Consider the following 23,037-nt stretch of genomic DNA (forward strand, 5'->3'; position numbering starts at 1 on the left):
TTAGCCGCAAAGTTGCACAAAAGCTAACAATACTAAGCTTTAACGGAACGACTATTTTTGGACTCAAGATAGGATTTTGAAAGGTAATAATAGGAGTAAAGTAAAAATATGGCGTAAAGTGACTAAACAAGAAAAAGCCTTTATGTAACGTATTTATAAAGGCATTTCTGGGTACGCTTGTTTGTTTTCACCGCCAGTTAAACGCTGTAACAACCGACGTTGGCTTGACAGTAATTGCCCTGAGCGTTCATTCATTATTTTGCAGGTTTTGGTTTTTAGCTCAAGTTGGTGTAATAATTTTGTGGTGAGCGAGTTTATATCAGCAGGCAGCAACGCGGTTAATTGTGCTAAGCCTTCTTTGCCACCTTGCAGGCCTAAACTCACCAAAAAGCCATCGCGCTGGTTATGCGATTCATTTAAGCTTTCTAAAAAGCCAAGCATTTTTTTATTGTGTGTTTCTAGCTGCACATTACGTTGGCTTAGCAATTCGTATTGCGTTTCAAGTAATTCAATTAATGCGTCTAGCTTAGTAATGTCTTGTTGCAGACTTACAATATACTCTTTTACAGTTTTCATTTTTTATGAAGTTCAACCATAGCGTTAACGGTTTCATCAATATTAATTTTAAATTCACCACTGGCAATTGCCGCTTTCATTTGGGCTACTTTATCCATATCAACGTCTGGCTTTGCAGCTAAATCTTGAAATGTTGAGTCTATTGATTTACTTAATGCACTCACTGAATTTACTTGCTCTTGTTTAGCCGCTACAGTTTGTTGCTCTGGTTTTGCATCCAGTGATGAACGCTGGTTTGTTTTTTGACTTTGCTCAACCGCAGTGGTCGTTATTGCGCTTATATTCATTGTTTGTTACCTAATTCGTTTATCGAATTTATATTGCTTAGTTTATATCAGCGACCAAGTACAAGCATTACTTAACTTTTATTTCGACATTTTTTAAAACGCCGCCTCTGCCACACCTTGCGCAATTACTCTGCCTTGAACAACTTTTTTTGATGATAAATTTTTTACATTAATAACCTCACCAAGTTGACCATCTTCAAGGGCAATAGCTTTAACATTAGCTGAGAAAGTTGCGGTCGTTATTTGCAGTGAAATATGCTCATTTTTATTGATTAAATACTGCTTTTCTAGGTACCGGTTGGAGATCACCGTGCCTTTATCAATCTCGCGTTTAACGGTGAATCCAACGAGCTGGTCAATACCTGTTTCGCCTTGATGGCGGTGCTTGCCTAAATCCACGCTTTTATATTCTAAGTCTTGCTTATTAAGCACTTTACCTCGGTTTAAAGTGTGCTTAGCAGCTACTAGGTTTATCCACACACTTACTTTGGCGCTGGCTCTAAAGCGCCAAGCAGGCGATGGGCAAGATACAGAAACACTTACTCTGCCTGCGGGTGGCGTGTGACTTTGTGAGCGAGTGATTTGCAATTCATCACAGCTTAAATTTTCGCTGCCTTTAGGAATAAATAATTCTATATCTTGTCGCTGACTTTGCGAATTAACCGAGCGCAAATAGCTCTTAATTTCACTGTGCAAAAACTGCTGAATTTCTTTATCAAAATTAATGGGGGTGGCCATAGCATGAGCTGGCAGTAGTCCAATAGTTAAAAGCAAGCGGAAAAACCAACGCTTCCCTTGGGGAAGTTTAGCTTCCGTATGTTGGGCTGTTTTTTGCTCTTTTTTTATATAAGTCATTGAAAAAATATACTTTTAAAAGTTGGCATAAAGGTTGTTATACACAAGGTAGAAAGTGTATGCGAAGCGCGAAAGCATACAAGAAACAAAAATTAGAGGCAACAATGGAACTATTTGATAAAGCGTTAGGTGTTCACCCTTTTTCAATGAAATTAAGGTTAGACAGAGCAGAAATCATTGCCAGTAACTTGGCTAATGTTGACACGCCAGGGTTTAAATCTCGAGATGTAGATTACCGTCAAATTATGCAAAGTGTTTCATCCAGTTTTTCGCAAAACAGAGATGTTGATTTTGCTGGCGTACAAACAGATGAACTTAAATATCGCGTTCCTTATCAACCATCAAGTGATGGTAATACTGTTGAGTTAAATATTGAGCAAGCAAAATTTGCTAGCAACAGTATGGATTTTCAAACCAGTTTGACCTTTTTAAATATGAAAATAAATGGCTTACATAAAGTTATTTCAGGGAAATCATAATGTCTTTTAATTCAATTTATGACGCTAGCGGCAGCGCCATGCGCGCTCAAGTTATTCGCCTCGATACCATTGCATCTAACTTAGCGAATGCCGATACCGCAGCCGGTTCAGAAGCCGACGCTTACAAGGCACTTAAACCGGTATTTTCTGCTTTGTACAAACAAACTCAAGACAGCCAATCAATTTCAGCCTCGGTTGATGTACTAGGGATCACTGAGTCAAACCGAGCGGTAGAGCAGCGCTACGAGCCAAACAACCCAATAGCTAACAACGATGGTTATGTATTTTACTCCAACGTAAATGCACTCGAAGAAATGGCAGACATGATGTCTGCAAGTCGCAGCTATCAAACATCTGTTGAAGTAATGGGGCGTGTAAATAGCATGCAGCAAAGCATTCTTAAGTTAGGGCAATAATATTATGCAAGTTAATTCAGCCGTTCCAAGCGCTGCAGACGCCACAAAAAACACCACGAATATTGCCGGTAATAGTTCTGCAGATGAAATGTCGACCATGTTTTTAGAGTTACTCGTTGCGCAAATTAGTAATCAAAATCCATTACAACCTATGGACGGCACTCAGTATGTAAGCCAGCTTGCAGAGTTTTCGAATGTTGAGTCGTTACAAAGCATTCGCCAAAACACCGCCGATGGCTTGGATTATGTCAGCAGCTTAGCGGTGCTTGAAGCCACTAATATGGTTGGTCAAACGGTTGATGTGCAAGCAAGCAGTATTGCCCTTGAGCAAGATGGCAGTGTCTCAGGCATGGTTAATTTAGGTGAAGCCGCAGACTCTGTCACTGTACAACTTTATAACCAAGATGGTGAGTTAGTTGAAGAAAAACAACTGCCTTATTCAGGAGTCGGTTCGCTGCGTTTTGAATTTGAAAACCAAGAAGCCGGTGCGTATGCAGTCAGAGCGTATGCCACTACAGCCGAGGTGCCAAAGCAGCTTGATACTTGGTTAAGCGGTGAGGTTGAGCGTGTTTCTGTAGGTAAGTCGTTAGAAGATATTTTATTGCAAGTCGATGGTTTGGGTAATTTTGGTATCACTGAAATTAATCAAGTGGCATAAATAAGAGGAATAAATAATATGTCTATGTTCAATATAGGATTAAGTGGTCTTAAAAGTACCCAAGCAGGATTAGAAGTAACCAGTAATAATATTGCTAACTCGGGTACTGCTGGTTATAAAAATAACACTGCAGAATTTGCCGCGGTTTATAACGGTAGCCAACGCGGTGGTGTAAAAGTTGCCAATGTTAAAGAAGATTTTGTTACCGGTGGTGAAATTGTGCGCACTGGTAATGCGCTGGATATTGCTATTGATGGCCAAGGGTTTTTTGCCATATCAGAAAACGGCCGAACGGCTTACACCCAAGCTGGCCAGTTTCAGTTAGATAACGACTTAAATGTTGTTAATGCCAACGGCGGCAAACTGCAAGGCTTTGGCGTGTCTCAAGTTGATGGTGGTGATCCGACAATTGTACCGGGTGTATTAACCGATTTAAAAATTGAAGCCTCAAACATAGAAGCGCAAGCTAGTACAAACATTAATTTTAACGGTAACTTAAGTTCTTCTAGCGACGTGATTGCTTATCCAACAGCTCCTGCGGTATTTGATCCTAAAGATGGTAGCCAATATAACTTTTCTCAATCTACCGAAGTGTTCGACTCATTAGGTAATAGCCATGTGATGACCCAGTACTTTAACCATACGGGTAGTAACGAATGGCAAGCGATGTTTTTCTTAGATGGTAAACCCCTTACTCAAGGTCAGCTCTCAGCGCTTGGTGCTACGACAGGTACTCAAGCTATTGATGATGGTGCGGGTGGTTCAATTAACGCCGGTACCATTACACTTAACTTTGATACCGATGGCCAAATGGTGCCGTTTTCAGGCGATTTAACGGCGGTTGATTTAGAAGTGCCTATTACTTCAACACCAGGTAATGCAGAAATAACCAGTGGTGCTGCAGCATTAAATATCGCACTTAAATTCGATGGCACTACGCAGTTTGGTTCAAGTTTCAGTGTTAACGAAAATGATGCCAACGGCTATACCTCAGGAGCGTTCTCTGGTGTGAAAGTTGAAGACGATGGCCGTGTATTTGCGACATTTACTAACGGTGAATCTAAATTACAAGGCCAAGTTGTACTTGCCTCGTTTGCGAACGTTGATGGTTTAGAGCAAGGCAGCAATACCGTGTGGTATCAAACTGAAGAGTCTGGCTCTGCACTCTACGGCGAGCCAGAAAGTGGCTCTTTGGGTAAATTGCTATCGGGTTCATTTATGGGCTCAAATGTTGATATTAGTGAGCAGCTGGTTGGCTTAATGTCATTTCAACAAAATTACCAAGCCAATGCTAAAACCATCAGCAGCGCTGATGAAATGATGCAAATTTTATTTAGTAACACCTAAGGAAGCTGAGCGTGGAAAAGTTAATTTATACCGCCGTCTCGGGTGCTGAACTTAATAATACCGCCTTACGTGTTGCTGCAAATAACCTAGCAAATGTTAGTACGGTGGGCTTTAAAGCCGACTTAGAGCAAGCGCAATCAATGATGGTACAAGGCGAGGGGTTTCGTACTCGTTACCACGCGCAACTAACGCCAGTAACTACTGATTTATCGTCAGGGCCAATCATGGACACTGGCCGTAACCTTGATATAGCGCTGAGCAATGGCGGTTATTTAGAAGTGATGGATGACAATGGCGAACCGGCTTATACCCGCGCGGGTAATTTAGTGGTTGATGCCGATGGCTTTGTTACTGTTAATGGCCGACGTGTGCAAGGTGACGGTGGCGATATTCAACTTCCTGAGTTTGGTGATATTGAAATTGGCTCAAACGGCATGATTAACCTAACCCCCATTGGTGGCGGTGTAATTGCAGAAGATGCGCAAATTAAATTAGCCAGCACCGATGCAAATTTAATTAAAGGTGCTGATGGCTTACTCAGAGCTAACGATTTACAGCCTCTTGAGGCCGACGAAACAATCACAGTAAGAACTGGTGCTTTAGAAGGCTCTAATGTGAATGCCGTGGCTGAAATGATCAAAACCATGAATATCAGTCGCCAATTTGAAATGAACGTAAAAATGATGAAGTCTGCTGACGAATTAGCGACCAGCGGTAATAAGCTCATCAGTGGACGTGGATAAACAGGAAGCCAAACATGAATTCAGCATTATGGGTGAGTAAAACTGGTCTTGCAGCGCAAGATTTAAGAATGACAACAATATCTAATAACCTCGCGAACGTGAGCACTGCCGGTTTTAAAAAAGACAGAGCGGTATTTGAAGACTTATTTTACCAAGTACAAAAACAACCTGGCGCGCAGGTAGATGAGCTTAATCAGCTGCCATCTGGGATTCAGGTGGGAACCGGTGTGCGTATTAACGGCACGCAAAAGCAATTTACTGAAGGCAGTTTTGAAACAACCAGTAATCAGTTAGATGTGGCCATTGCTGGGCAAGGTTTCTTTCAAATTGAAAGCCCTGACGGCGAGTTATTATTTACCCGTAACGGTCAGTTTCAGCTTAACTCTGAGTCATTACTGGTAAACAGCAACGGCTTACCATTGGCACAAAATATTGCGCTGCCAGAGGGCACCACTAAAGTGAGTATTGGCACCGATGGCACCGTTACTGCGGTAGTGGGTAAAGATGCGCAAGCGGTAGAGTTAGGTCAAATGTTAACGGTTAACTTTGCAAACCCTGCAGGCTTACAAAGTTTAGGTGGCAACTTGTACCGCGAAACAGCGGCATCCGGTGAACCTGTTGAGGGTATCCCTGGCGAAGATGCTTTTGGGGGCTTACAACAATTTACTATTGAAGGCTCAAACGTGAGCGTCGTTGATGAAATGGTGAGCATGATTGCCGTACAGCGCGCTTACGAGATGAACGCTAAAGTAGTCTCTGCGGCAGATGAAATGCTGCGCTTTATAAACCAAAACGTATGATTATGATGAATAAGTTAACATTATTTTTGCTGCTTTTAGGTGTTGCTGGTTGCAGCAACACTCCATCAAAAACCCAAATGGTGGAATGTGAAGTGGTGTATGGGGAAGTGAAATGCCCACAAAATACCACTCAAAAATCAGTTCAAGACTATGAAATAAGCCAAGATGCCTATGCACAGGGTTTGAATCAGCAAGATGGTAGCTTATTTCAAGATAACTATATGTTTTCTTTGTATGCAGATAAACGTGCTTACCGGGTTGGCGATATTTTAACTGTGGTGCTTAACGAGCGTACGCAATCGAGTAAAAGTGCCGATTCGAGTTTAGATAAAAGTACCGACTTGGATGTTTCGGTGCCAGTAGCTGGTGCACTCAATGTAGCTGATTTTAATTTGGGTATAGGCTCGAGTGCTAAGTTTGACGGTGAAAGCAGTGCCAGCCAGCAAAACTTCCTCAGTGGCGCTATTACTGTACGGGTTAATCATGTTTTATCTAATGGGTCGCTGGTTATTAAAGGGCGTAAGCAAATTAAGCTCAACCAAGGTGATGAATACATTGAAATTGAAGGGTTGGTTCGCCCAGGCGATATTGATGTAAGTAACCGTGTTTCGTCGCTTCGTATTGCAGAGGCACAAATAAGTTATACCGGCAAAGGCACTTTGGCAGATGCGAATCGCCCAGGTTGGTTTACCACTTTATTTACCCGATTCTTAAATCCGTTTTAAGGGATTACTGAGGTTTTAATGAAATATTTACTATTAATGCTAGTGTGCTTTTTTAGCCTATTAGCGCCTGCAACTGTAGCCGCCAAAGCACGTCCATTACTAGATATTGTTGATGTGCTAGGTGTGCGAGAAAACCAACTGGTAGGTTACGGACTAGTGGTAGGTTTACCGGGGTCGGGTGATAAAGCCCAAGTGAAATTTGCCGGCCAATCATTAAGTAATATGCTAAAGCAATTTGGTGTCTCTGTAGATGAAGAACGATTACCAAAATCAAAAAATATAGCGGCTGTTGCGGTACATGCTACGTTGCCGCCAATGGGAAGCCCAGGCCAAGCCATTGATGTAACTGTGAACTCATTAGGCGATGCAAAAAGCTTACATGGTGGTAGCTTAATGTTGACCCCGTTAAAAGGGGTTGATGGCAAAGTGTATGCGCTAGCACAAGGTAACTTAGTGGTAGGGGGTATTAATGCCAGTGGTAAAAGTGGCTCCTCGGTGACTGTCAATGTGCCTACTTCGGGGCTTATTCCCAATGGCGCCATCATTGAGCGCAGTGTTACGGCTATGTATGAAAGCCAAAGCGATGTGATTCTTAATTTAAAAGATCCAAATTATCAAACTGCTCGCAATGTCGTGCGCGCAATAAACAAAGTATTTGGACCCGATGTGGCCACTGCTGAAAATTGGGCGCGTTTAGTGGTCAGTGCGCCAAGCGATGCCAATAGTCGCAACACGTTTATGTCGATGCTACAAGACATTAGTGTAGAGCAAGGCTCTGAGCGTCCTAAAATCGTATTTAATAGTCGCACCGGTACTGTCGTAATGAACGATACTGTACGGGTGAATCAGGCGGCTGTTAATCATGGCAATTTAACCATTACCATTAGCGAACAAGAGCAAGTGTCGCAACCTGGGCCGTTTTCAAATGGCCAAACCACAGCTACACAATCAAGTGATATCACGGTAGATCAACAACAAAGAAATATGCTGCTGTGGCCTGAAGGCACCTCATTAGATGAGATAGTAAAAGCGGTAAATGCACTTGGCGCAACGCCAGCCGAGTTAATGTCGATACTAATTGCACTAGATAATGCTGGGGCTCTAGAAGCCGAGCTATTAGTTATTTAAAGGAAATAGCCATGAAAATAGAGTCATCAACCCAATTATCTCAGTCATTAGCGATAGACCCCACTCACCTAGAAAATATTACCGGCAACAGTGAAGCAGGCGTAAAGCAAGCGGCAGAGCAGTTTGAAGCGATTTTTTTACAACTCGTGTTAAAAAGCATGGACAGCACCACCAAAACTATGGCCGGTGACAATGGTTTTTTTAATAGTAACGAGCAAGCCCAATTTAGAGACATGCATAACGCCCAAACTGCGCAGCACTTGGCCTCAACTCATCAATTGGGTTTAGCCGAAGCGATTATTAAGCAGTTTGATGAGAAAATTACCCCGATAGAAAATACATTTAAGAATAGCCAAACCTTGGTCGCTAATGATCATCATAAAGATGCTGAAAATGTTGAACCCACCAAAAGCTATGATATTTATGCAGGGTCGGCGTTTGTTCAGCCATTGAATGCTAATACGATTAGGTAGTTAATTATGTCTATGTTAAATAACGCGTTAAGCGGCCTCAATGCTGCAAATATTGCGCTGACTGTGTCAGGGCAAAATGTCGCGAATGCAGCCGTTGAGGGTTATTCGCGTCAGCAAGCTCAATTTAAAACCTCTAATGTATATTTAGGCGGGGTTGAGGTGGCGTCTGTTGATCGGGTTGTTGACGCCTTTTTAAATGACGATATTTGGCGCACTAATTCTGATACCACTTATTATGAAAACAAACAGTCATATCTAGGTTTTATTGAGCAAATCATTGGTACCGACTCGTTAAACTTAAATAACTCCCTTGCAAGCCTAACAGATGCACTCAATGCTGCAGCAACCAAGCCTGATTCACAGGCTTTCAGGCAACAATTTTTATCCTCTGCAGAGGGCTTTATGCAAGATATTGCGCAAATTAATGGCGCTTTGGCAGGACAAGCAACAAAGTTAAATGCACAAATGAGTAATGTGGCGCTTAATGTGTCTTCTATTACTAAGCAAATAGCCGAAATTAACAGTAGCATTGGATTAGCAACAGCAAACAAGCAATCAACCGCAGAGTTAAAAGATAATCGAGAACGCCTAGTAAACCAGTTATCAGGGCATATTGGCGTATCTATTGTTGAGCGAGATAATGGCTTTATTGATATTAGTACCTTAAGTGGTGCCCCGCTGGTGGTAGGGAGTAAAGCGGCATCAATCTCAGTAAATGGAACAACAGTAACGAGTAACTTTATTGGTCAAGAATTCACCCTTGATAAAAACGTTGGTGGTCAATTTGGTGGCTTAATAAGCGTTGATAACGATGTAATAAAACCAACCCTTGCAACCTTAAATAGCTTAGTTGCCGACCTTGCCGATGATATGAATGGCGCATTACAAAGTGGTTTTGATTTAAATAACGACCCCGGTGAAGCACTGTTTACATACAATCCATTAAACCCATTAGGGACGATTGAGATTAACCCTGCGATCACCACTGATAAACTTGGCTTTAAAGACAGTAGTACCTCAGGACCTGGTGATAACTCTAATATTGCTAATATTGTTGCTTCAATGGCAGGAAAAGGCGATAAGTTTACGTTATTAGTAGGAGATCTTGCTATTACTAGTAAGCAAAACTTAAATAGCATTACCACCGCTACTAATTTAAGTGAAAACGCCATTGCTGCGCGCGATAGCTACAGCGGGGTGAACCTTGATGAAGAGGCGGCAAACTTAATGCATTTTCAACAAATGTACAGTGCCAATGCCAAAGTAATTAGCACGGCAGATCAAATGTTTAAATCTTTACTGCAAATGTTTTAAAAGGGCAATGTTATGCGAGTTAGTAGTCATCAGTTTCATTTAAATTCAATCAAAAACATTCAAAGTAATACTGAAAACTTTAACGAAAAATCAATTCAGTTAGCAACCAATAAGCGTATTCTTAAGCCCTCAGATGATCCGCTTGGCACTGTAATGATCATGAACCTAGGTTCAGAAATAAAATCGTTAGAGCAATACAAAACCAATATGGATGCAGTTAACTTTTCATTAGGTCAACAAGAAGTACAGCTAACCGGTATTGTTAACCAAATATATTCACTGCAAAGTTTAATTACCACCGCAGCTGATGGTTCAATGGGCGAGGCAGAAATTAAAGCACTCGGCCAAGAAATGAGTGTGGCTTTTCCGGCAATTGTTGATTTACTAAATGCAACCGACAGCGATGGACAATATTATTTTTCGGGTAGTAAAACCGATGAAAAACCGTTTCAAATTGATGCGACGGGTAATTATGTTTATGCCGGTGACGATATTGTCAGAGAAGTCGCTGTATCTGACGACTCAAGTGTAAAAAACAATATCGTAGGTAATGATTTAGACCCCGGTGCAGGTTTTTTAAATGCCATGCAAGACTATCTTGTTGATGTAAATAATCCGCCAGCAGGTGGTGTTGGCAATCAATCACGGGTGATGATAGATAAATTAGCTGACTTTTTAGGTACTATTAGTAGCCAAGTGACCACCATAGGCTCTACTATGGCTTCGCTTGATTCGATTACTACCAGTAATCTAGATATCACCACATTTACGGTTAACTTGCAGGACGATTTGAGTGCTGTAGATTATCCAGAAGCGTTTATTTCGATGAATGAATCTATGGCGGCGTATGAATCATCGATGCAGGTTTACTCGACAGTAAGTAAACTTTCATTGTTTTCATACATTTAAAATTATAATACTTTCAGGAACTAACTATGCTGGTTAAAAGTAGCGAAAAAGCGCAAGCAATTGACTTGGTTAATACCAATAAATCGGATGCACTCGTTACATCAACAAAGGATTCTGCTAACAATTTGTGGAAAAACAAAATTGTTGCCAGAGAGGAGCAAGTTAAAGTACTGACTGGCTGGGCGCAGCGCGGGGCACTGAGTCAAGCGCTAGCAAAAGCCGAGCAAAGCGAAAGCACTATTCGTAATTTGTATATGGGACTTGAAAAATTAGCACAACAATTAAATACCCAAGCTGCTAATACTCAGCCACAACCTATGCAACAACAGCAAATTAAAGTGCAAATAGGGTCATTACAAAACATAGCAAATAAAAAAGGCTCAGGACTTGATACCCAGCTAAAAATAACAGATCCAAATCGCGCTATTAGCAAACAGCTTAATGCAAATATAGACCTGCTTAGCGCACGTCCACATGAAGAAAATATCCAGTTAGTGATGGGTCGTTCGGGCAAATCATTAAGCTTAAAGCTACCCGCCTATCAAGACGAAAAAACCAATTTAACCACCATTCAAAATGCGTTTTCACCACATCATATTAATGTTGAGCTTAATCGTGAAAACCGTCTGCTTTTTAGTGCGCAAAAAGAAAATGCATCCCCACTTTTAGAGCCTTGGGTGATGAGTGGTCAAGGTGTGCGCGTTGCGGCGGGTAACCCGATTTCGTTGCAGCTTAATGATTTAGATAACCCACTTAATGAGCTTGCTAAAATAGCGGATAAAAATGCCTCTATTGCACAGCATCGTGAACAAATTCAAACTGCGCAGCGTCATTTAAAGGCCAATTTAATAAAAATTCAGGCACAAAAACAGCAATTACAAAGCCAACTAGAGCAGCTTGACTCTGCTAGTTCATTAGGCAATACCGATGAACTACTTGCTTTAAGTTTAGGGGTTAAACAGCATATGCAAAACCCGAGTGTAAATAGTGTGGCTGCGATTATGTCGCAAGCAAACATTACTCGTAATATGGTGCAATACTCTCTCACTTAATTTTTTAATGCAGCAATCTAGTATTGCTGCATCGTTTTTTATTTCTGCTATTCCACTTATCTGCTTTTAGCCAGTCTAAAACGCTTAATTTACCTTTTTTGAACACATTGATTAAAAAAATAAAAAAATAATTAGAAAAAAGTTTATGTAATTAAAAATATGGTCGCTCTTAGTTATTAGAAGGTGATTTAGGTTCACTAATTACTTTAGCTATTAATTCAAAGAGGAAATAAACATGGCTTTATCAATTCAATCAAACATGGCTTCAATGTCAATCCAAAACCAACTTGGTCGTAGCAACAACGATTTGTCTACAGCACTTGAGCGTTTAGGTTCTGGTTTTAAAATTAACTCTGCAAAAGATGATGCAGCTGGTCTACAAATCGCTTCACGCTTAAACGCACAAGTACGTGGTCAAGACGCTGGTTTATACAACGGTAACAACGCTATGTCTATGATGCAAACTGCTGAAGGTGCGTTTGATGAAATGACTAATATTGCTTACCGCATGAAAGAACTTGCTACCCAAGGTTCAAGTGATACAAACGGTGCAAAAGAGTGGGCTGCACAAAGTGCAGAATACACAGCACTAGCTACTGAGCTTACAAACATCATGACTAATACGTCGTTTGGTGATGGCACTAAACTTTTAGCAGCTGCTGGTAAGTTTGGTGCAGGTGCGGTTAATTTCCAAGTAGGTTCAAGTGCAGCAGAAACCCTTAATGTTGATATTTCTACAGAGCTAGGGAATGTGACAACGGCTATTGGTAATGCTGCTGCATTTACAGACGTTGCAACAGCACAAGCGCAGATTGCGTTTGTTGATACTTTGGTTGGCGAAATTGGTACTGCACGTTCAACGCTTGGTGCATCAATGAACCGTCTTGACCATACAATGACTAACGTATCTAACATGAAGCAAAACACTCAAGCTGCTGTAGGTACGTTAATGGACGCTGATTTTGCTGCTGAAACATCAAACATGACTAAGCAACAATTGCTAATGAACTCTGGTATCTCGGTACTGAGCACAGCTAACAGCACAACACAAATGATTGGTTCACTACTTCGTTAATAGTGATTAATCAATTAAGTATGCATAGCTACACCTAAGGGTGTAGCTATTATTGTTTATAGTCATAAGTAAAAATATTTACCCTAGATTTTTTTGCTTATAACTAAAATGCTTGGAGATTAAAATGAGCTCTGCAATAGGAATCAATCCTGGGCAATTAGCCTCACAATATACACAAATTGAGCGTAGCGCTAAAGATCAGCAATTAAGTACTAAAAGTAGCCTTTTTAGCAATCAAATTAAGGCGTTTGATAGCTTGAAAAGTAAATTATCAAGCTTTTTTGATGACTTACAAGCTAGCTTAAAAGACACCAGCAGTTTATTTTCCAACACAGCCACAGTGAGCAATCCATCGGCATTAGGTGTGAGTGCAACTGGCACAGCAGCCAGCGGCGAGTACGATGTATTTGTGGAGCAATTAGCACAAGCACACCAAGTGGCATTGAGTTTTGATCCGGCTAAAGCTTTAACCACCGATGGTGAGTTAAGTATCGATTTGGCAGGCAGTGCGTTTAGTGTTGACTTTGCAAGCCTTGGCGCCGATGCATCATTAACTGATGTTGCTAATGCCATCAACTCACATGTTGATAATAGCGGTGTTAAAGCCTCTGTTGTTCGCTCTGGTACCGAAACGTTTTTAACCTTAACCAGTGCTGAGTCGGGTGCTGCTAATCAGGTAGGGGTGAGCTTTACTCCAGCTGCGGATGCCAATGGCAGTGATATCACCAATGCTATAACAAACAAACAAGATTTAACCTTAGCGCAAGATGCGATTGTTAAGCTAGGGGCTAACTCGGCACTTACCATCACTTCAAGCAGTAATAAACTCGATACGGTTATTGATGGGGTAACGATTGATTTAACGCAGGCGCAGTCGCCGGGCGATCAGCCAATTCATATATCAATTAACCAAGATCAAGAAAGCTCTAAAGAAAACATTCAAAGTTTTGTAGATAAATTTAATTCGCTCACCAATGGTATTACCAGTAATCAGTACTTAAAAAGAGACAATATGGCTGCCGGCCTTGCTCGCTCTTTACGCAACGATTTTCAGGGTACGTTTGAAGGTAAAACCTTATTCTCTGTAGGTATTGAGTTTGATCGTAGCGGCAACTTAAAAATAGATAATAAAAAACTTGAAGAAGCCATGGCTACTAACCCTGAGCAGTTAACTAGCATGCTGACAGGTGAAAACGGGTTGTTATCTAAGCTAGAAACCCGCGTAGAGCCTTTCACTAAAAGCTATGGTTTGATGACGGATAAAAAGCAATCATTGCAGGCGAGCTTAAATATAGTCACTAGGCAACAAAAAGATCATGAAGTGTCGATGGAGCAAGTGTACCAACGTTACTTGTCGCAGTTTACACAAATGCAACAGACTATTGCGCAATTAGAATCTACAATGGGTCAATTTGGGAGCTAAACATAGATGTTAGATTTAAATGATGGCTTTTCAGCCTATAAAAGCACATCGGTAGATGCAAAAGCGGCCAGTGCTGATATTCATAAACTGGTGTTAATGTTATTTGATGGTTTTTCGGATGAGCTTGAAAGAGTAACCGGCCATATAAAACAAAAAAGACATGATAAAAAAGCCGAAAGTATTGAAAAGCTAATGCGCATTTTAGGCGGGCTTGAGGCCTCATTAGACCTTGAAAAAGGCGGTGAAGTAGCGCAAAACATGCAAAACCTTTATCAGCATTGTGGGCAAGCGTTATTGCAAGCGAGTATAAAAAACGACTTGAGCTATATTGATTCCACCCGTGTGGTGATGAACAACCTGCAAGAAGGGTGGCAAGGGTTAGGCACACAATAAACGTATTAGAACCAGCTACCCTTAGCTGGTTTTTTCATTTTTAACACGGCTATTTTTTACTTCCTCTACTGCTTAAATAATCTTTCTATTTATTATTAATAGCACATCACTTCCTTCCGAGGTGGAAGTTCCGCTTCCGCCTTTTTGGGTTTTTATTTTATTTATTAATATAAAACAACAACTTAAAATTGGCTTGCTTTTTGCTAAAAGAAATATGAACTTATAATGAATTCAGTATTGCTAATGGAACACTCTCAAAAATACGCAGCTCAAAAAATGGAACAATTACTTAGCACCATGGAAGATGCTATCCATGAGAGTAATTGGTATCAAGTTAAAGCAGCCGATAAGCAGTTACTTGCGCTTTATGCACAGTTACAAAGTATGCCTTGCTTTAGCTCAATGAAAACTGAACAAGACAATCTAAAAGCACGCTACGCGGACTTAATTGAGCTGGTTAGTCAAAAGCAAGCAGCTATCAAAGTGCAAATGCAGCGCCATCAAGAGGATAAAGAAGGCTTACTGGCATATGAAAAAGTACAACAAGGACTGTCATTATGAGTATTCAAGCGAATAATATGGCGACAAAGACTGACTTTGGCAGTGCCACTAATAAACCAACCATATTAAAAAGTAGTACGCCTGCAGATGCGCAAGAACTACAGAGCGAGCTTGAGCCGTTTACGCTTTCTTCAAAGCAACAGCAAACAAAACAGCAAAATGTGCAAGGTGAACAACCTCAAGAAAGTTCAGAACAACTAGCGCAAGAAGATGCTAGTGCAGAAACACAAGAAATAATAAATCCGTATTTTTTTAGCACCGCAAATTATAATCTTGATACCAATAAAATAAGCGCGCCTGTCAAAACCTTACTAAATCCAAATAGTAACCTTGGTGTAGATAGCGAAGTAATGGCTGAGGAAACACCAACAGCACAGCTTGTGACTAATGAACAGCTACAGACTACGCATTTAGAGACTCAGAGCGAAGACAGCTTTGTAACTCAAGAGCCTGCTAAAACTACGCCTGTGCAAAACATTGCAATGAACATAGCCACCACGGCTGCGCCTACTGCGGCGATAAATGTAACGCCAGCAAATGCAGTAGTTAATAAAGAATTAAATACACTCGAAGTAGACAAAGCACCACAAACACTATACTCGCAAGCGCTTTTGAATCGATTAAATCAACCTTCGGTAGTGTTGAACACTTATGCACAAGCGCAATCAAGTAGCCTAACCAGTGAGCAAGTAGCCATACAACCGAGTGTGTCGCTGAGCAAACTTGAGCTTGCGGCATTGTCACAAAGTGCGCAATCGAAAATGGTCTTTACAGAAAGTCGCGAGAGTACGGGTCAAAAATCAACATTAGTGAATGCATTTTCAGCGTCCGCACCCGCGCCAGAGAGCTTTGAGTGGCATAAAGAAAAATTAAAAGAGGCTCCCAGTGAGTGGGGGCAGCGCTTATTACATGTACTTGGCGACAAGGTAAAACTGCAAATAGGCCAACAACTACAACGCGCGCAAATTAGATTAGATCCTCCTAATTTAGGCAGTATTGAAATATCGATAAATATTGAAGGTGATAAAACCTCAGTCAGTTTAACTACGAGTAATGCGCAGGTGAGAGATGCTATAGCACAAACTTTAGATCAGTTGCGTCAGTCATTATCACAAAACTCATCCACCACAGTGGATGTTAATTTAAGTGATAAACAGCAGCAGTCGCAACAGCAGCTTGAAAATAACGAGATTGCAAATAATCAAACCGAGTCGCCCTCCCATAGTGATACAGCCAGCACTCACTCAGCAAAATCGCCATTAGATTGGTTAGATTTATTAGTATAACTACCTTGGATTAAGAGAGATAAAAGTGAAAAAAATAATAATACCCCTAACCGTATTAGCACTTATTGCGGCTGCATTTTTTGCGGGACAGTTTTTTAACGACAGTGACTCATCTCAAGGGAGTAAACAAGCTGACATTAGTAAAGTTGAATATCACGAAATGGAGCGCTTTATTATAAGCGTATCAGATGACTCAATTGCCCGTTATTTGGTGCTCGACTTGGTACTTGTTACTTCGCCATCAGTTTACAACACAGGAACAGAGGCCATGGAGCCGCTAGTGAGAAATGTACTGGTAAAACAGTTTGCCAACATGAGCCATAGCCAAGCAAAAGCTGTTTTTAAGGATATCGATGCGGTTCAAAAAGACTTACTCGAGCAGTTTAATTTGGTTTTAGCGAATGCTGTTTCGGTTCGTCTAGATAATGTACTCATTACGAATGTCTTTATTCAATAGGCTATCGCTATGATGCTGCAAGAGGAGTGGGGCGAGCTAGTCACCGAGCCGCCAGTGATATTCACACCGCAAAAAGAGACGCAACTATTATCGCAGTACGCTTTTTTAGTTAATAGAGCGGCTGCGCATATGCGCACTCAAGTAGGCGTTATTGTTGATAACGATGATATTTATCAAATAGGCATTATTGCCTTGCTGTCGTCTATTCGTCGCTATGGCCGCGACTTAGATGAAAAGTTTGCTGCATTTGCGTTTAAGCGTATTCGTGGAGCCATGCTAGATGAATTTCGACGTGTTGATTGGCGACCGCGTCAACTAAGGCAGCAGTCTCATCAGCTTCGTGATATGAGCCGCTCACTTCAAAAGCAGCTTGGTCGTGATGCAACAGACACCGAAATGTGTGAAGCATTAGGCATAAGCCATAAAGAGCTTATTCAACTGCACTACAGTGAGCAAGCCGAGGCATTTGATAGCCTTGAAGCGCTATTAGAAGCTAACCCTAATTTAGCGCTTACCAGTGCCCATACACACGACAAAGAAGAGACAGCAGCTACGCTAAAAGCGGCCATGAGCAAGCTCAATACCCGAGAAAAGCTGCTCTTACAATTGTATTACATGCACGAAATGAATATGAAAGAAATAGCATTAACACTCGATTTAACAGAGGCACGTGTTTGCCAACTTCATAAACAAGCACTTGAAGCGCTCACACAAGCGCTTCAAAAAATCTAATACCTAAGGAATAAAGAATGCAAAGAGTTATAGGGTTAATAGTGGTACTTGCAACAGTATTAGGTGGTTTTGCGTTTGCCGGCGGTAACATTGCCACTATGTGGCAGCCATACGAATTTTTAATCATTTTTGGCGCTGGCTTAGGAGCGCTAATTGTGGGTAATTCAAAATATGTACTGACAGAAATGCTATCGCAATTAAAGTATCAATTTATTAGTGGTAAAGGAACCGATACCTCTGAGCTTTACCACGACCTGCTACTGGTTATTTACTCTTTATTAGATTTAGCCAGAGTGAAAGGCATAAAGGGCCTAGATGAGCATGTTGAAAACCCCGAAACCAGCTCTATTTTTCTTGCCTACCCAAAAGTATATGAGTTCCCCCAATTAGTCACTTTTATTTGCGATAACTTACGTTTGTTTAGTATGGGAAAAATCAACTCGCATGATTTTGATGCCATGTTAGAGCAAGAAATTTACACCATTGAAGAGCAGCGCCTGAAGCCATCTCACTCACTGGCTAATATTGCTGAAGCTATGCCCGGTTTTGGTATTTTGGCTGCGGTAGGCGGCATTATTATCACCATGCAACACTTAGATGGGCCTTTAAGTGAAATTGGCTACCATGTAGCAGCCGCGCTAGTAGGAACCTTTATTGGTATTTTTGCCTGTTATTGTTTAATTGCACCGCTTGCTTCTGCGATGGAGCAGTATGTAAAAAAACAAGTGGCAATGTTTGAGTGTGTGCGTGCCATGTTAGTGGCTCATGCCAAGGGCCACGTGCCAATTGTGGCGACTGATTCAGGCCGAAAATTAATTAATGAAGAAATTAAACCGACCTTTACCACCATGGAAGAGTGGATCACTAACAAGGCGGCTTAATGATGGAAAACAAAAATCAAGAAATCGTCATCAAACGCTCTCGTAGAAGAGCAACCGAAAAGCCTCATGGTGGTGCTTGGAAGGTTGCCTTTGCCGATTTTACTTTGGCGATGATGGCGTTTTTTATGGTGATGTGGATCATGGCGATCACCAATGAATCTGAGCGTGAAGAAATAGCACACTATATGCGAACTCACTCAATTTTTGATGGTGGCCCCGCTATTTTTGATCCTCAAAACAGCCCATTCCCCGTTGATTTAGGGGGATCTCCTTCTGTAATTAAGCACTTAGAGTCGGGAATTACGCCTCCGGACTCTCCAAAACCTGGAATGAGTGAAGTATTACAAGTGCCCGATGGCACCGTTGAGCCTAAAGCTGGGCAAGGCGAGAAGTTAAATTCAGCCATTGATAGCCAATTTGAAGCTTCATCTGAGCTGAGCTTATTACTGGAAAGTATTGATGAACTCAGTAAAGAAGAGTTACTAAAAAATAACTTACTAGTTGAAGAAGTGCCCTTGGGGCTCAGAGTGATCATTAGAGACGACAAGCACCACCAAATGTTTGAACGCTCAAAGTCGCAAATGACTCCGTTTTTTGAAGATCTGTTTTTATACCTTGGCGGCTTAGTAAAAGACATTAATAACAAAATTATTATTTCTGGGCACAGCGACGCCAGCCTATTTATTGATGGTAGCTCTCGTAATTGGGATATTTCTGGCGATAGGGCGCAACAGGCCAGAAAAGTGATGACCATGGGCGGAATGCCATCAAGCCAAGTGTTGCAAGTAAATGCATTCTCCTCTAATCGACCACTGAACAAAGAAAACCAAAAAGCCAGTGAAAACAGACGGGTTGAACTACTTATTTTAACTAAAGATGCAGAGGGAAAATTTAATCAGTTGTTTGATGATAGCAATATTAATAACCCAGTAAAAAAATCTGCCAGTGCGGCAACTGCTAATAAACCTGTGCTACGCCTTGAAGAGAATTATGAGTAACCAATCAGAAACTAAACGAAGTTACAAAAGATGGAATTTAAACCTCAAAGATAATTACGAGCCAGAGTCAGTTCAGCTTGGCGGGGTGGGCGTACAGTTACTTCGCCGCTGCTTTATTGATATTCCACTTTGTCATGGCGTTGCAAAAGACATTAGCGTGGGTGGTGTGGGTTTATTAGTGCCTGCTGAAAAGGCTATTCCTGACAAATTTATTGTGGTTTTTGATAAAGCCAATCGATTGACTGGCAAGGTAACGTACCGCCGCGAAGTAAGTGACAAGTTAGTGTTTTTAGGGGTTGAGTGGATAAGTAAAAATGAGCGCCTACGCAGCGATATAGTTAACCATTTACAGTTACAAGCCCAATTAAAAAAAGCAAAAAAAACCAATGCATAGGCAACATAGAAATGAATCAGGAAATACAGTGATATGAGTAAAACGTTAAGCGCTAAAGCAAAGTTAATTAAAGCGAAAGATTCTGAGCATATTACTCCATTTGCACTAACGCTAGAGCAAAGAGCCTACGAACACGCGCAGCAAAAAGCAGCGCAAATAAACGTCAATATTCGTAAAGCATTGGAGTTAGAACTTGCCCAATTATTTAACGACAGCCGCTTTGATGTAGAAATTTCGCCTTGTTCGCATTCAACCATTAATAGTTGGTTTAAAGAATCGCCTAGAATATTTCTTGCCTGTCCTTTATTTGCACCCACTCAAGGCGAAGCTTTCTTAGCGCTTGATTTTCAAAGTGCTCATAAAACAGCTGATTTATGTTTAGGCGGGCAATTCAATAATTCAGATAATTCAAGCCACGATTACTCGCCTACCACGAATGAATTGAGTGCAACAGAGAGCCGTATTTGTGGCCGTTTATTACAACGCCAAGTGCAAGGTATTCAGGGCTTATTATTTAGAGAACGCTCTGCGCTATTAGGTGAAATACAAAAATCACATGCTTTACCAGAAGCATTACAATATTTGGCTTTTAAAGTGCGGTTTATATTAGAAAGCCAAGTAATAAGTTGGTTTTTATGGCTACCAATTAGCTTTTTTTGCGCAGCCGATAGCGAGCAAGACCCAGCAAGTAGCGACACACTCAATACCGATATGTGGGCACAGTTTGCAGTGCAAGGCCAAATTGAAATGGCGAAGAAAAAAGTCACATTAAAACAACTAAAAGCCTGTGTTGCTGGCGGTGTCTTACCGATTGAGCTTAATGAAGCGGCGCTATTTAATCTAGGGCATAAACAAATATTTAAAGGCCAAGTCGTTGAGCAAGAGGCTGGCTTAGCATTTCAAATCACACAATTATCAAACAATACAACGAGTAATTAAATTATGAACGAAAACCTTGATAGTGCCTTAGCGGGCTTAGAGCTGGATGCTTTTGATGGATTTGATGATAAATCTGCTAATAAAACGAACGAAGGCAGTATGTCATTTTTTCAAGACGTTCCTTTGTTAGTGACTCTTGAAGTTGCAAGTACTGAAATTACCTTAGGCGAGCTTAGCCAAGCCAAAGAAGGCGACGTGCTTAAACTAGATAAAGTAGCCGGCGAAGCGCTTGATGTAAAAGTGAATGGGGTGTTTTTTGCTAAAGCAGAAGTCGTGATGGTTGAAGGGCAGTATGGTTTGAAATTTGCTCAAACAGATACCGCAAAGGATCAGTAAAAAAATGAATAAACGCGTAATTTTTAAAGTTAGCCTACTGTTGATCATGTTGTTTATACCAAGCTGGCTAAATGCAGAAGAACTTACGCTGTTTTCGCTAAAAGATACGGCCGACGGACAAGACTATAGCGTTAAACTGCAAATACTTTTGTTAATGACGGTATTGAGCTTATTACCTGCGCTATTAATGGTTTTAACGTCTTTTACGAGGATTATCATTGTATTGGCGATTTTACGCCAAGCAATGGGGTTACAACAAAGCCCGCCGAATAAAATTTTAATTGGCATCTCACTGATGCTCACCATGTTGATTATGCGACCGGTTTGGCAAGATATTTATCAAAACGCGTATACGCCTTTTCAGCAGCAAACCATAGGATTAGAAGACGCTTTACTCACCGCTGAAAAGCCTTTACGTGCTTTTATGCTCAGACAAACCCGTGAAAGTGAGTTGCGCCAAGTGCTACTAATTGCCAATGAGCCAACGACACTCACCGCCGAAGAAATTCCGTTTGAAGTGTTAATGCCTGCGTTTGTATTAAGTGAGCTTACTACCGCTTTTCAAATTGGCTTTATGTTGTTTATTCCTTTTTTAATTATTGACTTAGTGGTCAGTAGTGTATTGATGTCTATGGGTATGATGATGCTATCGCCGCTGATCATTAGTTTACCGTTTAAGCTCATGGTGTTTGTACTTGCCGATGGCTGGTCAATGATAGCGGGTACACTGGCGGCTACATTTGGAATGTCACCATGACCCCAGAAATGTCGGTAGAGCTTATTTCAAGCGCAGTTTACACCATCATCAAGCTCATTTTAGTGCTTATTGTACCCGGATTATTGTTGGGTATTGTGGTCGCCATTATTCAAGGTGCTACTTCTATCCAAGAGCAAACTCTGACGTTTTTACCCCGTATGTTATTAACCTTGTTAATGGTGGTATTTGCAGGCCATTGGATGCTACAAATTTTGATTGATTGGTTTGATAAGCTCAAATTTATGTTACCTGGGGTATTTGGTTGAGCTCATTACTCTCTTTAACGTCTACTGATTTAGTCAGCTGGATGGGCACGCTTTGGTGGCCATTTGTGCGTTTTTCTGCACTTTTATGGTCTATGCCGGTATTTGATAATCCGGCGGTAACGCCGCGCTCTCGTATTTTAGTGTCTATGATGTTGGCTTTTTTAGTCGCCCCGCAGTTACCGCTAGCCCCTGCTATTGACTTATTTTCTTTGGATGCGGTCATTTTAACGTTCGAACAAATCATTTTTGGGGTGATGATGGGGCTATCACTGCGCATCTTGTTTGAAGTGATGGCGATGATAGGGCTGATTTTATCCATGCAAATGGGTTTGTCGATGGCGCTTGTTATGGACCCAGGCAGCGGTAATCAAGTTGCCCTGTTAGGGCAATTATTTTGGATTATGTGTGCCTTATTATTTTTTGCTGTTGATGGCCACCTGATAACTCTACAAGTTATGGTGGAGAGTTTTCATAGTTTTCCGATTGGGCGCAGTATTTATGAGTTTGATATTCAATCGATCATTATGCTATTTGCGTGGATGTTCTCCTCTGCTTTACTGCTTTCGCTACCAGGAATAGTCGCCATGTTATTGGTTAACTTAACCTTTGGTGTGGCAAGTAGAGCAGCGCCGTCATTGAATATTTTTGTATTGGGTTTTCCTATGTCGCTGTTGATGGGCTTTTTCTGTGTATTTATGACCTTAGAGTACACTGGAAGTGCGTTTTCAAGGCTAACGTATTATGTGCTAACAACCTTTGCACAGGCGATGAGGTAGC

General features: G+C 41.1%; 30 protein-coding genes. 27 read left to right on the forward strand and 3 right to left on the reverse strand.

The genetic code is table 11. The features are described 5' to 3' along the window. Window positions 1-153: 153 nt before the first annotated feature. The 3 genes from flgN to flgA form a co-directional block, all read right to left on the reverse strand. Complete coding sequence (flgN, locus tag PTET_RS04515) at window positions 154-576, reverse strand: flagellar export chaperone FlgN (protein WP_013464376.1); 423 nt, start codon at window positions 574-576, stop codon at window positions 154-156. Continuing rightward, window positions 573-863, reverse strand: a complete 291-nt coding sequence (flgM, locus tag PTET_RS04520) for a flagellar biosynthesis anti-sigma factor FlgM (RefSeq protein WP_096038281.1) — start codon at window positions 861-863, stop codon at window positions 573-575. The genes flgN and flgM overlap by 4 nt, the downstream gene beginning before the upstream one ends. Before the next feature lie 93 nt (window positions 864-956). Continuing rightward, window positions 957-1,718, reverse strand: a complete 762-nt coding sequence (flgA, locus tag PTET_RS04525; RefSeq protein WP_013464378.1) for a flagellar basal body P-ring formation chaperone FlgA — start codon at window positions 1,716-1,718, stop codon at window positions 957-959. 59 nt (window positions 1,719-1,777) lie between these two features. On the opposite strand from flgA, the gene flgB reads away from it, so the two are divergent. From flgB to fliR, 27 genes are all read left to right on the forward strand, one after another. Beyond that, a complete protein-coding gene (gene flgB / locus PTET_RS04530; RefSeq protein ID WP_081745136.1) occupies window positions 1,778-2,197 on the forward strand; it encodes a flagellar basal body rod protein FlgB in 420 nt (139 codons plus the stop codon). After that, window positions 2,197-2,613, forward strand: coding sequence for a flagellar basal body rod protein FlgC (flgC, locus tag PTET_RS04535; protein WP_010391144.1), 417 nt, complete (start codon window positions 2,197-2,199; stop codon window positions 2,611-2,613). Before flgB ends, flgC begins: the two co-directional genes overlap by 1 nt. Before the next feature lie 4 nt (window positions 2,614-2,617). Next, window positions 2,618-3,271, forward strand: a complete 654-nt coding sequence (locus tag PTET_RS04540) for a flagellar hook assembly protein FlgD (protein ID WP_013464380.1) — start codon at window positions 2,618-2,620, stop codon at window positions 3,269-3,271. Between the two features lie 18 nt (window positions 3,272-3,289). Then, complete coding sequence (locus tag PTET_RS04545) at window positions 3,290-4,618, forward strand: flagellar hook protein FlgE (RefSeq protein ID WP_013464381.1); 1,329 nt, start codon at window positions 3,290-3,292, stop codon at window positions 4,616-4,618. An 11-nt stretch (window positions 4,619-4,629) separates the two neighbouring features. Continuing rightward, window positions 4,630-5,361 (forward strand): flagellar basal body rod protein FlgF, encoded by a 732-nt coding sequence (locus PTET_RS04550; protein ID WP_013464382.1) that lies wholly within the window; start codon window positions 4,630-4,632, stop codon window positions 5,359-5,361. Window positions 5,362-5,375: 14 nt separating this feature from the next. Then, window positions 5,376-6,161 (forward strand): flagellar basal-body rod protein FlgG, encoded by a 786-nt coding sequence (gene flgG / locus PTET_RS04555; protein WP_010391154.1) that lies wholly within the window; start codon window positions 5,376-5,378, stop codon window positions 6,159-6,161. A 2-nt stretch (window positions 6,162-6,163) separates the two neighbouring features. Continuing rightward, window positions 6,164-6,886 (forward strand): flagellar basal body L-ring protein FlgH, encoded by a 723-nt coding sequence (locus PTET_RS04560; RefSeq protein WP_013464383.1) that lies wholly within the window; start codon window positions 6,164-6,166, stop codon window positions 6,884-6,886. A gap of 18 nt (window positions 6,887-6,904) precedes the next feature. Next, a complete protein-coding gene (locus tag PTET_RS04565) occupies window positions 6,905-8,014 on the forward strand; it encodes a flagellar basal body P-ring protein FlgI (RefSeq protein WP_013464384.1) in 1,110 nt (369 codons plus the stop codon). An 11-nt stretch (window positions 8,015-8,025) separates the two neighbouring features. Next, window positions 8,026-8,487: a rod-binding protein gene (locus PTET_RS04570; protein WP_013464385.1), complete on the forward strand. Its 462-nt coding sequence runs from the start codon at window positions 8,026-8,028 to the stop codon at window positions 8,485-8,487. Window positions 8,488-8,493: 6 nt separating this feature from the next. Beyond that, complete coding sequence (flgK, locus tag PTET_RS04575; protein WP_010391163.1) at window positions 8,494-9,801, forward strand: flagellar hook-associated protein FlgK; 1,308 nt, start codon at window positions 8,494-8,496, stop codon at window positions 9,799-9,801. Between the two features lie 12 nt (window positions 9,802-9,813). Beyond that, a complete protein-coding gene (gene flgL, locus PTET_RS04585) occupies window positions 9,814-10,710 on the forward strand; it encodes a flagellar hook-associated protein FlgL (protein WP_013464386.1) in 897 nt (298 codons plus the stop codon). A gap of 26 nt (window positions 10,711-10,736) precedes the next feature. After that, window positions 10,737-11,762, forward strand: a complete 1,026-nt coding sequence (locus PTET_RS04590; protein ID WP_096038282.1) for a flagellin — start codon at window positions 10,737-10,739, stop codon at window positions 11,760-11,762. A 235-nt stretch (window positions 11,763-11,997) separates the two neighbouring features. Then, window positions 11,998-12,837: a flagellin N-terminal helical domain-containing protein gene (locus PTET_RS04595; protein WP_016899401.1), complete on the forward strand. Its 840-nt coding sequence runs from the start codon at window positions 11,998-12,000 to the stop codon at window positions 12,835-12,837. 124 nt (window positions 12,838-12,961) lie between these two features. Further along, the gene (gene fliD / locus PTET_RS04600) at window positions 12,962-14,260 is read left to right on the forward strand and encodes a flagellar filament capping protein FliD (RefSeq protein ID WP_096038283.1); all 1,299 of its coding nucleotides are present in this window, start codon (window positions 12,962-12,964) and stop codon (window positions 14,258-14,260) included. A 6-nt stretch (window positions 14,261-14,266) separates the two neighbouring features. Beyond that, window positions 14,267-14,653, forward strand: coding sequence for a flagellar export chaperone FliS (gene fliS, locus PTET_RS04605; RefSeq protein ID WP_016899403.1), 387 nt, complete (start codon window positions 14,267-14,269; stop codon window positions 14,651-14,653). Window positions 14,654-14,878: 225 nt separating this feature from the next. After that, a complete protein-coding gene (locus PTET_RS04610) occupies window positions 14,879-15,214 on the forward strand; it encodes a hypothetical protein (protein ID WP_096038284.1) in 336 nt (111 codons plus the stop codon). Next, window positions 15,211-16,500, forward strand: coding sequence for a flagellar hook-length control protein FliK (locus PTET_RS04615; protein ID WP_096038285.1), 1,290 nt, complete (start codon window positions 15,211-15,213; stop codon window positions 16,498-16,500). Before PTET_RS04610 ends, PTET_RS04615 begins: the two co-directional genes overlap by 4 nt. Before the next feature lie 25 nt (window positions 16,501-16,525). Next, window positions 16,526-16,957: a flagellar basal body-associated FliL family protein gene (locus tag PTET_RS04620; protein WP_016899406.1), complete on the forward strand. Its 432-nt coding sequence runs from the start codon at window positions 16,526-16,528 to the stop codon at window positions 16,955-16,957. A gap of 9 nt (window positions 16,958-16,966) precedes the next feature. Next, window positions 16,967-17,689, forward strand: a complete 723-nt coding sequence (locus PTET_RS04625; RefSeq protein ID WP_096038286.1) for a FliA/WhiG family RNA polymerase sigma factor — start codon at window positions 16,967-16,969, stop codon at window positions 17,687-17,689. A 17-nt stretch (window positions 17,690-17,706) separates the two neighbouring features. Further along, the gene (motA, locus tag PTET_RS04630) at window positions 17,707-18,570 is read left to right on the forward strand and encodes a flagellar motor stator protein MotA (protein WP_010391179.1); all 864 of its coding nucleotides are present in this window, start codon (window positions 17,707-17,709) and stop codon (window positions 18,568-18,570) included. Further along, complete coding sequence (locus PTET_RS04635) at window positions 18,570-19,568, forward strand: flagellar motor protein MotB (RefSeq protein ID WP_049775587.1); 999 nt, start codon at window positions 18,570-18,572, stop codon at window positions 19,566-19,568. Before motA ends, PTET_RS04635 begins: the two co-directional genes overlap by 1 nt. After that, window positions 19,561-19,962, forward strand: coding sequence for a PilZ domain-containing protein (locus PTET_RS04640; RefSeq protein WP_013464393.1), 402 nt, complete (start codon window positions 19,561-19,563; stop codon window positions 19,960-19,962). Before PTET_RS04635 ends, PTET_RS04640 begins: the two co-directional genes overlap by 8 nt. 33 nt (window positions 19,963-19,995) lie before the next feature. Continuing rightward, window positions 19,996-20,901, forward strand: a complete 906-nt coding sequence (locus PTET_RS04645; RefSeq protein ID WP_013464394.1) for a FliM/FliN family flagellar motor switch protein — start codon at window positions 19,996-19,998, stop codon at window positions 20,899-20,901. A gap of 3 nt (window positions 20,902-20,904) precedes the next feature. After that, window positions 20,905-21,237, forward strand: a complete 333-nt coding sequence (locus PTET_RS04650; protein ID WP_013464395.1) for a FliM/FliN family flagellar motor switch protein — start codon at window positions 20,905-20,907, stop codon at window positions 21,235-21,237. A 4-nt stretch (window positions 21,238-21,241) separates the two neighbouring features. Continuing rightward, complete coding sequence (fliP, locus tag PTET_RS04655) at window positions 21,242-21,994, forward strand: flagellar type III secretion system pore protein FliP (protein WP_013464396.1); 753 nt, start codon at window positions 21,242-21,244, stop codon at window positions 21,992-21,994. After that, window positions 21,991-22,260: a flagellar biosynthetic protein FliQ gene (locus PTET_RS04660; RefSeq protein WP_013464397.1), complete on the forward strand. Its 270-nt coding sequence runs from the start codon at window positions 21,991-21,993 to the stop codon at window positions 22,258-22,260. Before fliP ends, PTET_RS04660 begins: the two co-directional genes overlap by 4 nt. Further along, on the forward strand, window positions 22,257-23,036 hold the full coding sequence (gene fliR, locus PTET_RS04665; RefSeq protein WP_028835454.1) for a flagellar biosynthetic protein FliR: 780 nt from the start codon (window positions 22,257-22,259) through the stop codon (window positions 23,034-23,036). Before PTET_RS04660 ends, fliR begins: the two co-directional genes overlap by 4 nt. The last annotated feature ends 1 nt before the right edge of the window (window position 23,037 follow it).

It is taken from the genome of Pseudoalteromonas tetraodonis, assembly GCF_002310835.1.
GTDB classification, from domain to species: Bacteria; Pseudomonadota; Gammaproteobacteria; order Enterobacterales; family Alteromonadaceae; genus Pseudoalteromonas; species Pseudoalteromonas tetraodonis.

What these genes read in the sequence shown, in the direction of transcription:
- flgM (WP_096038281.1), bottom strand. Translation starts at nt 863, where the DNA reads ATGAATATAAGCGCAATAACGACCACTGCGGTTGAGCAAAGTCAAAAA.
- PTET_RS04615 (WP_096038285.1), top strand. Translation starts at nt 15,211, where the DNA reads ATGAGTATTCAAGCGAATAATATGGCGACAAAGACTGACTTTGGCAGT.
- PTET_RS04545 (WP_013464381.1), top strand. Translation starts at nt 3,290, where the DNA reads ATGTCTATGTTCAATATAGGATTAAGTGGTCTTAAAAGTACCCAAGCA.
- PTET_RS04590 (WP_096038282.1), top strand. Translation starts at nt 10,737, where the DNA reads ATGCTGGTTAAAAGTAGCGAAAAAGCGCAAGCAATTGACTTGGTTAAT.
- flgN (WP_013464376.1), bottom strand. Translation starts at nt 576, where the DNA reads ATGAAAACTGTAAAAGAGTATATTGTAAGTCTGCAACAAGACATTACT.
- fliS (WP_016899403.1), top strand. Translation starts at nt 14,267, where the DNA reads ATGTTAGATTTAAATGATGGCTTTTCAGCCTATAAAAGCACATCGGTA.
- flgK (WP_010391163.1), top strand. Translation starts at nt 8,494, where the DNA reads ATGTCTATGTTAAATAACGCGTTAAGCGGCCTCAATGCTGCAAATATT.
- PTET_RS04645 (WP_013464394.1), top strand. Translation starts at nt 19,996, where the DNA reads ATGAGTAAAACGTTAAGCGCTAAAGCAAAGTTAATTAAAGCGAAAGAT.
- flgB (WP_081745136.1), top strand. Translation starts at nt 1,778, where the DNA reads ATGCGAAGCGCGAAAGCATACAAGAAACAAAAATTAGAGGCAACAATG.
- PTET_RS04610 (WP_096038284.1), top strand. Translation starts at nt 14,879, where the DNA reads ATGAATTCAGTATTGCTAATGGAACACTCTCAAAAATACGCAGCTCAA.
- flgL (WP_013464386.1), top strand. Translation starts at nt 9,814, where the DNA reads ATGCGAGTTAGTAGTCATCAGTTTCATTTAAATTCAATCAAAAACATT.
- motA (WP_010391179.1), top strand. Translation starts at nt 17,707, where the DNA reads ATGCAAAGAGTTATAGGGTTAATAGTGGTACTTGCAACAGTATTAGGT.
- PTET_RS04635 (WP_049775587.1), top strand. Translation starts at nt 18,570, where the DNA reads ATGATGGAAAACAAAAATCAAGAAATCGTCATCAAACGCTCTCGTAGA.
- flgC (WP_010391144.1), top strand. Translation starts at nt 2,197, where the DNA reads ATGTCTTTTAATTCAATTTATGACGCTAGCGGCAGCGCCATGCGCGCT.
- flgG (WP_010391154.1), top strand. Translation starts at nt 5,376, where the DNA reads ATGAATTCAGCATTATGGGTGAGTAAAACTGGTCTTGCAGCGCAAGAT.
- PTET_RS04560 (WP_013464383.1), top strand. Translation starts at nt 6,164, where the DNA reads ATGATGAATAAGTTAACATTATTTTTGCTGCTTTTAGGTGTTGCTGGT.
- PTET_RS04660 (WP_013464397.1), top strand. Translation starts at nt 21,991, where the DNA reads ATGACCCCAGAAATGTCGGTAGAGCTTATTTCAAGCGCAGTTTACACC.
- PTET_RS04595 (WP_016899401.1), top strand. Translation starts at nt 11,998, where the DNA reads ATGGCTTTATCAATTCAATCAAACATGGCTTCAATGTCAATCCAAAAC.
- PTET_RS04625 (WP_096038286.1), top strand. Translation starts at nt 16,967, where the DNA reads ATGATGCTGCAAGAGGAGTGGGGCGAGCTAGTCACCGAGCCGCCAGTG.
- fliP (WP_013464396.1), top strand. Translation starts at nt 21,242, where the DNA reads ATGAATAAACGCGTAATTTTTAAAGTTAGCCTACTGTTGATCATGTTG.
- PTET_RS04640 (WP_013464393.1), top strand. Translation starts at nt 19,561, where the DNA reads ATGAGTAACCAATCAGAAACTAAACGAAGTTACAAAAGATGGAATTTA.
- PTET_RS04650 (WP_013464395.1), top strand. Translation starts at nt 20,905, where the DNA reads ATGAACGAAAACCTTGATAGTGCCTTAGCGGGCTTAGAGCTGGATGCT.
- PTET_RS04565 (WP_013464384.1), top strand. Translation starts at nt 6,905, where the DNA reads ATGAAATATTTACTATTAATGCTAGTGTGCTTTTTTAGCCTATTAGCG.
- flgA (WP_013464378.1), bottom strand. Translation starts at nt 1,718, where the DNA reads ATGACTTATATAAAAAAAGAGCAAAAAACAGCCCAACATACGGAAGCT.
- PTET_RS04570 (WP_013464385.1), top strand. Translation starts at nt 8,026, where the DNA reads ATGAAAATAGAGTCATCAACCCAATTATCTCAGTCATTAGCGATAGAC.
- fliD (WP_096038283.1), top strand. Translation starts at nt 12,962, where the DNA reads ATGAGCTCTGCAATAGGAATCAATCCTGGGCAATTAGCCTCACAATAT.
- PTET_RS04540 (WP_013464380.1), top strand. Translation starts at nt 2,618, where the DNA reads ATGCAAGTTAATTCAGCCGTTCCAAGCGCTGCAGACGCCACAAAAAAC.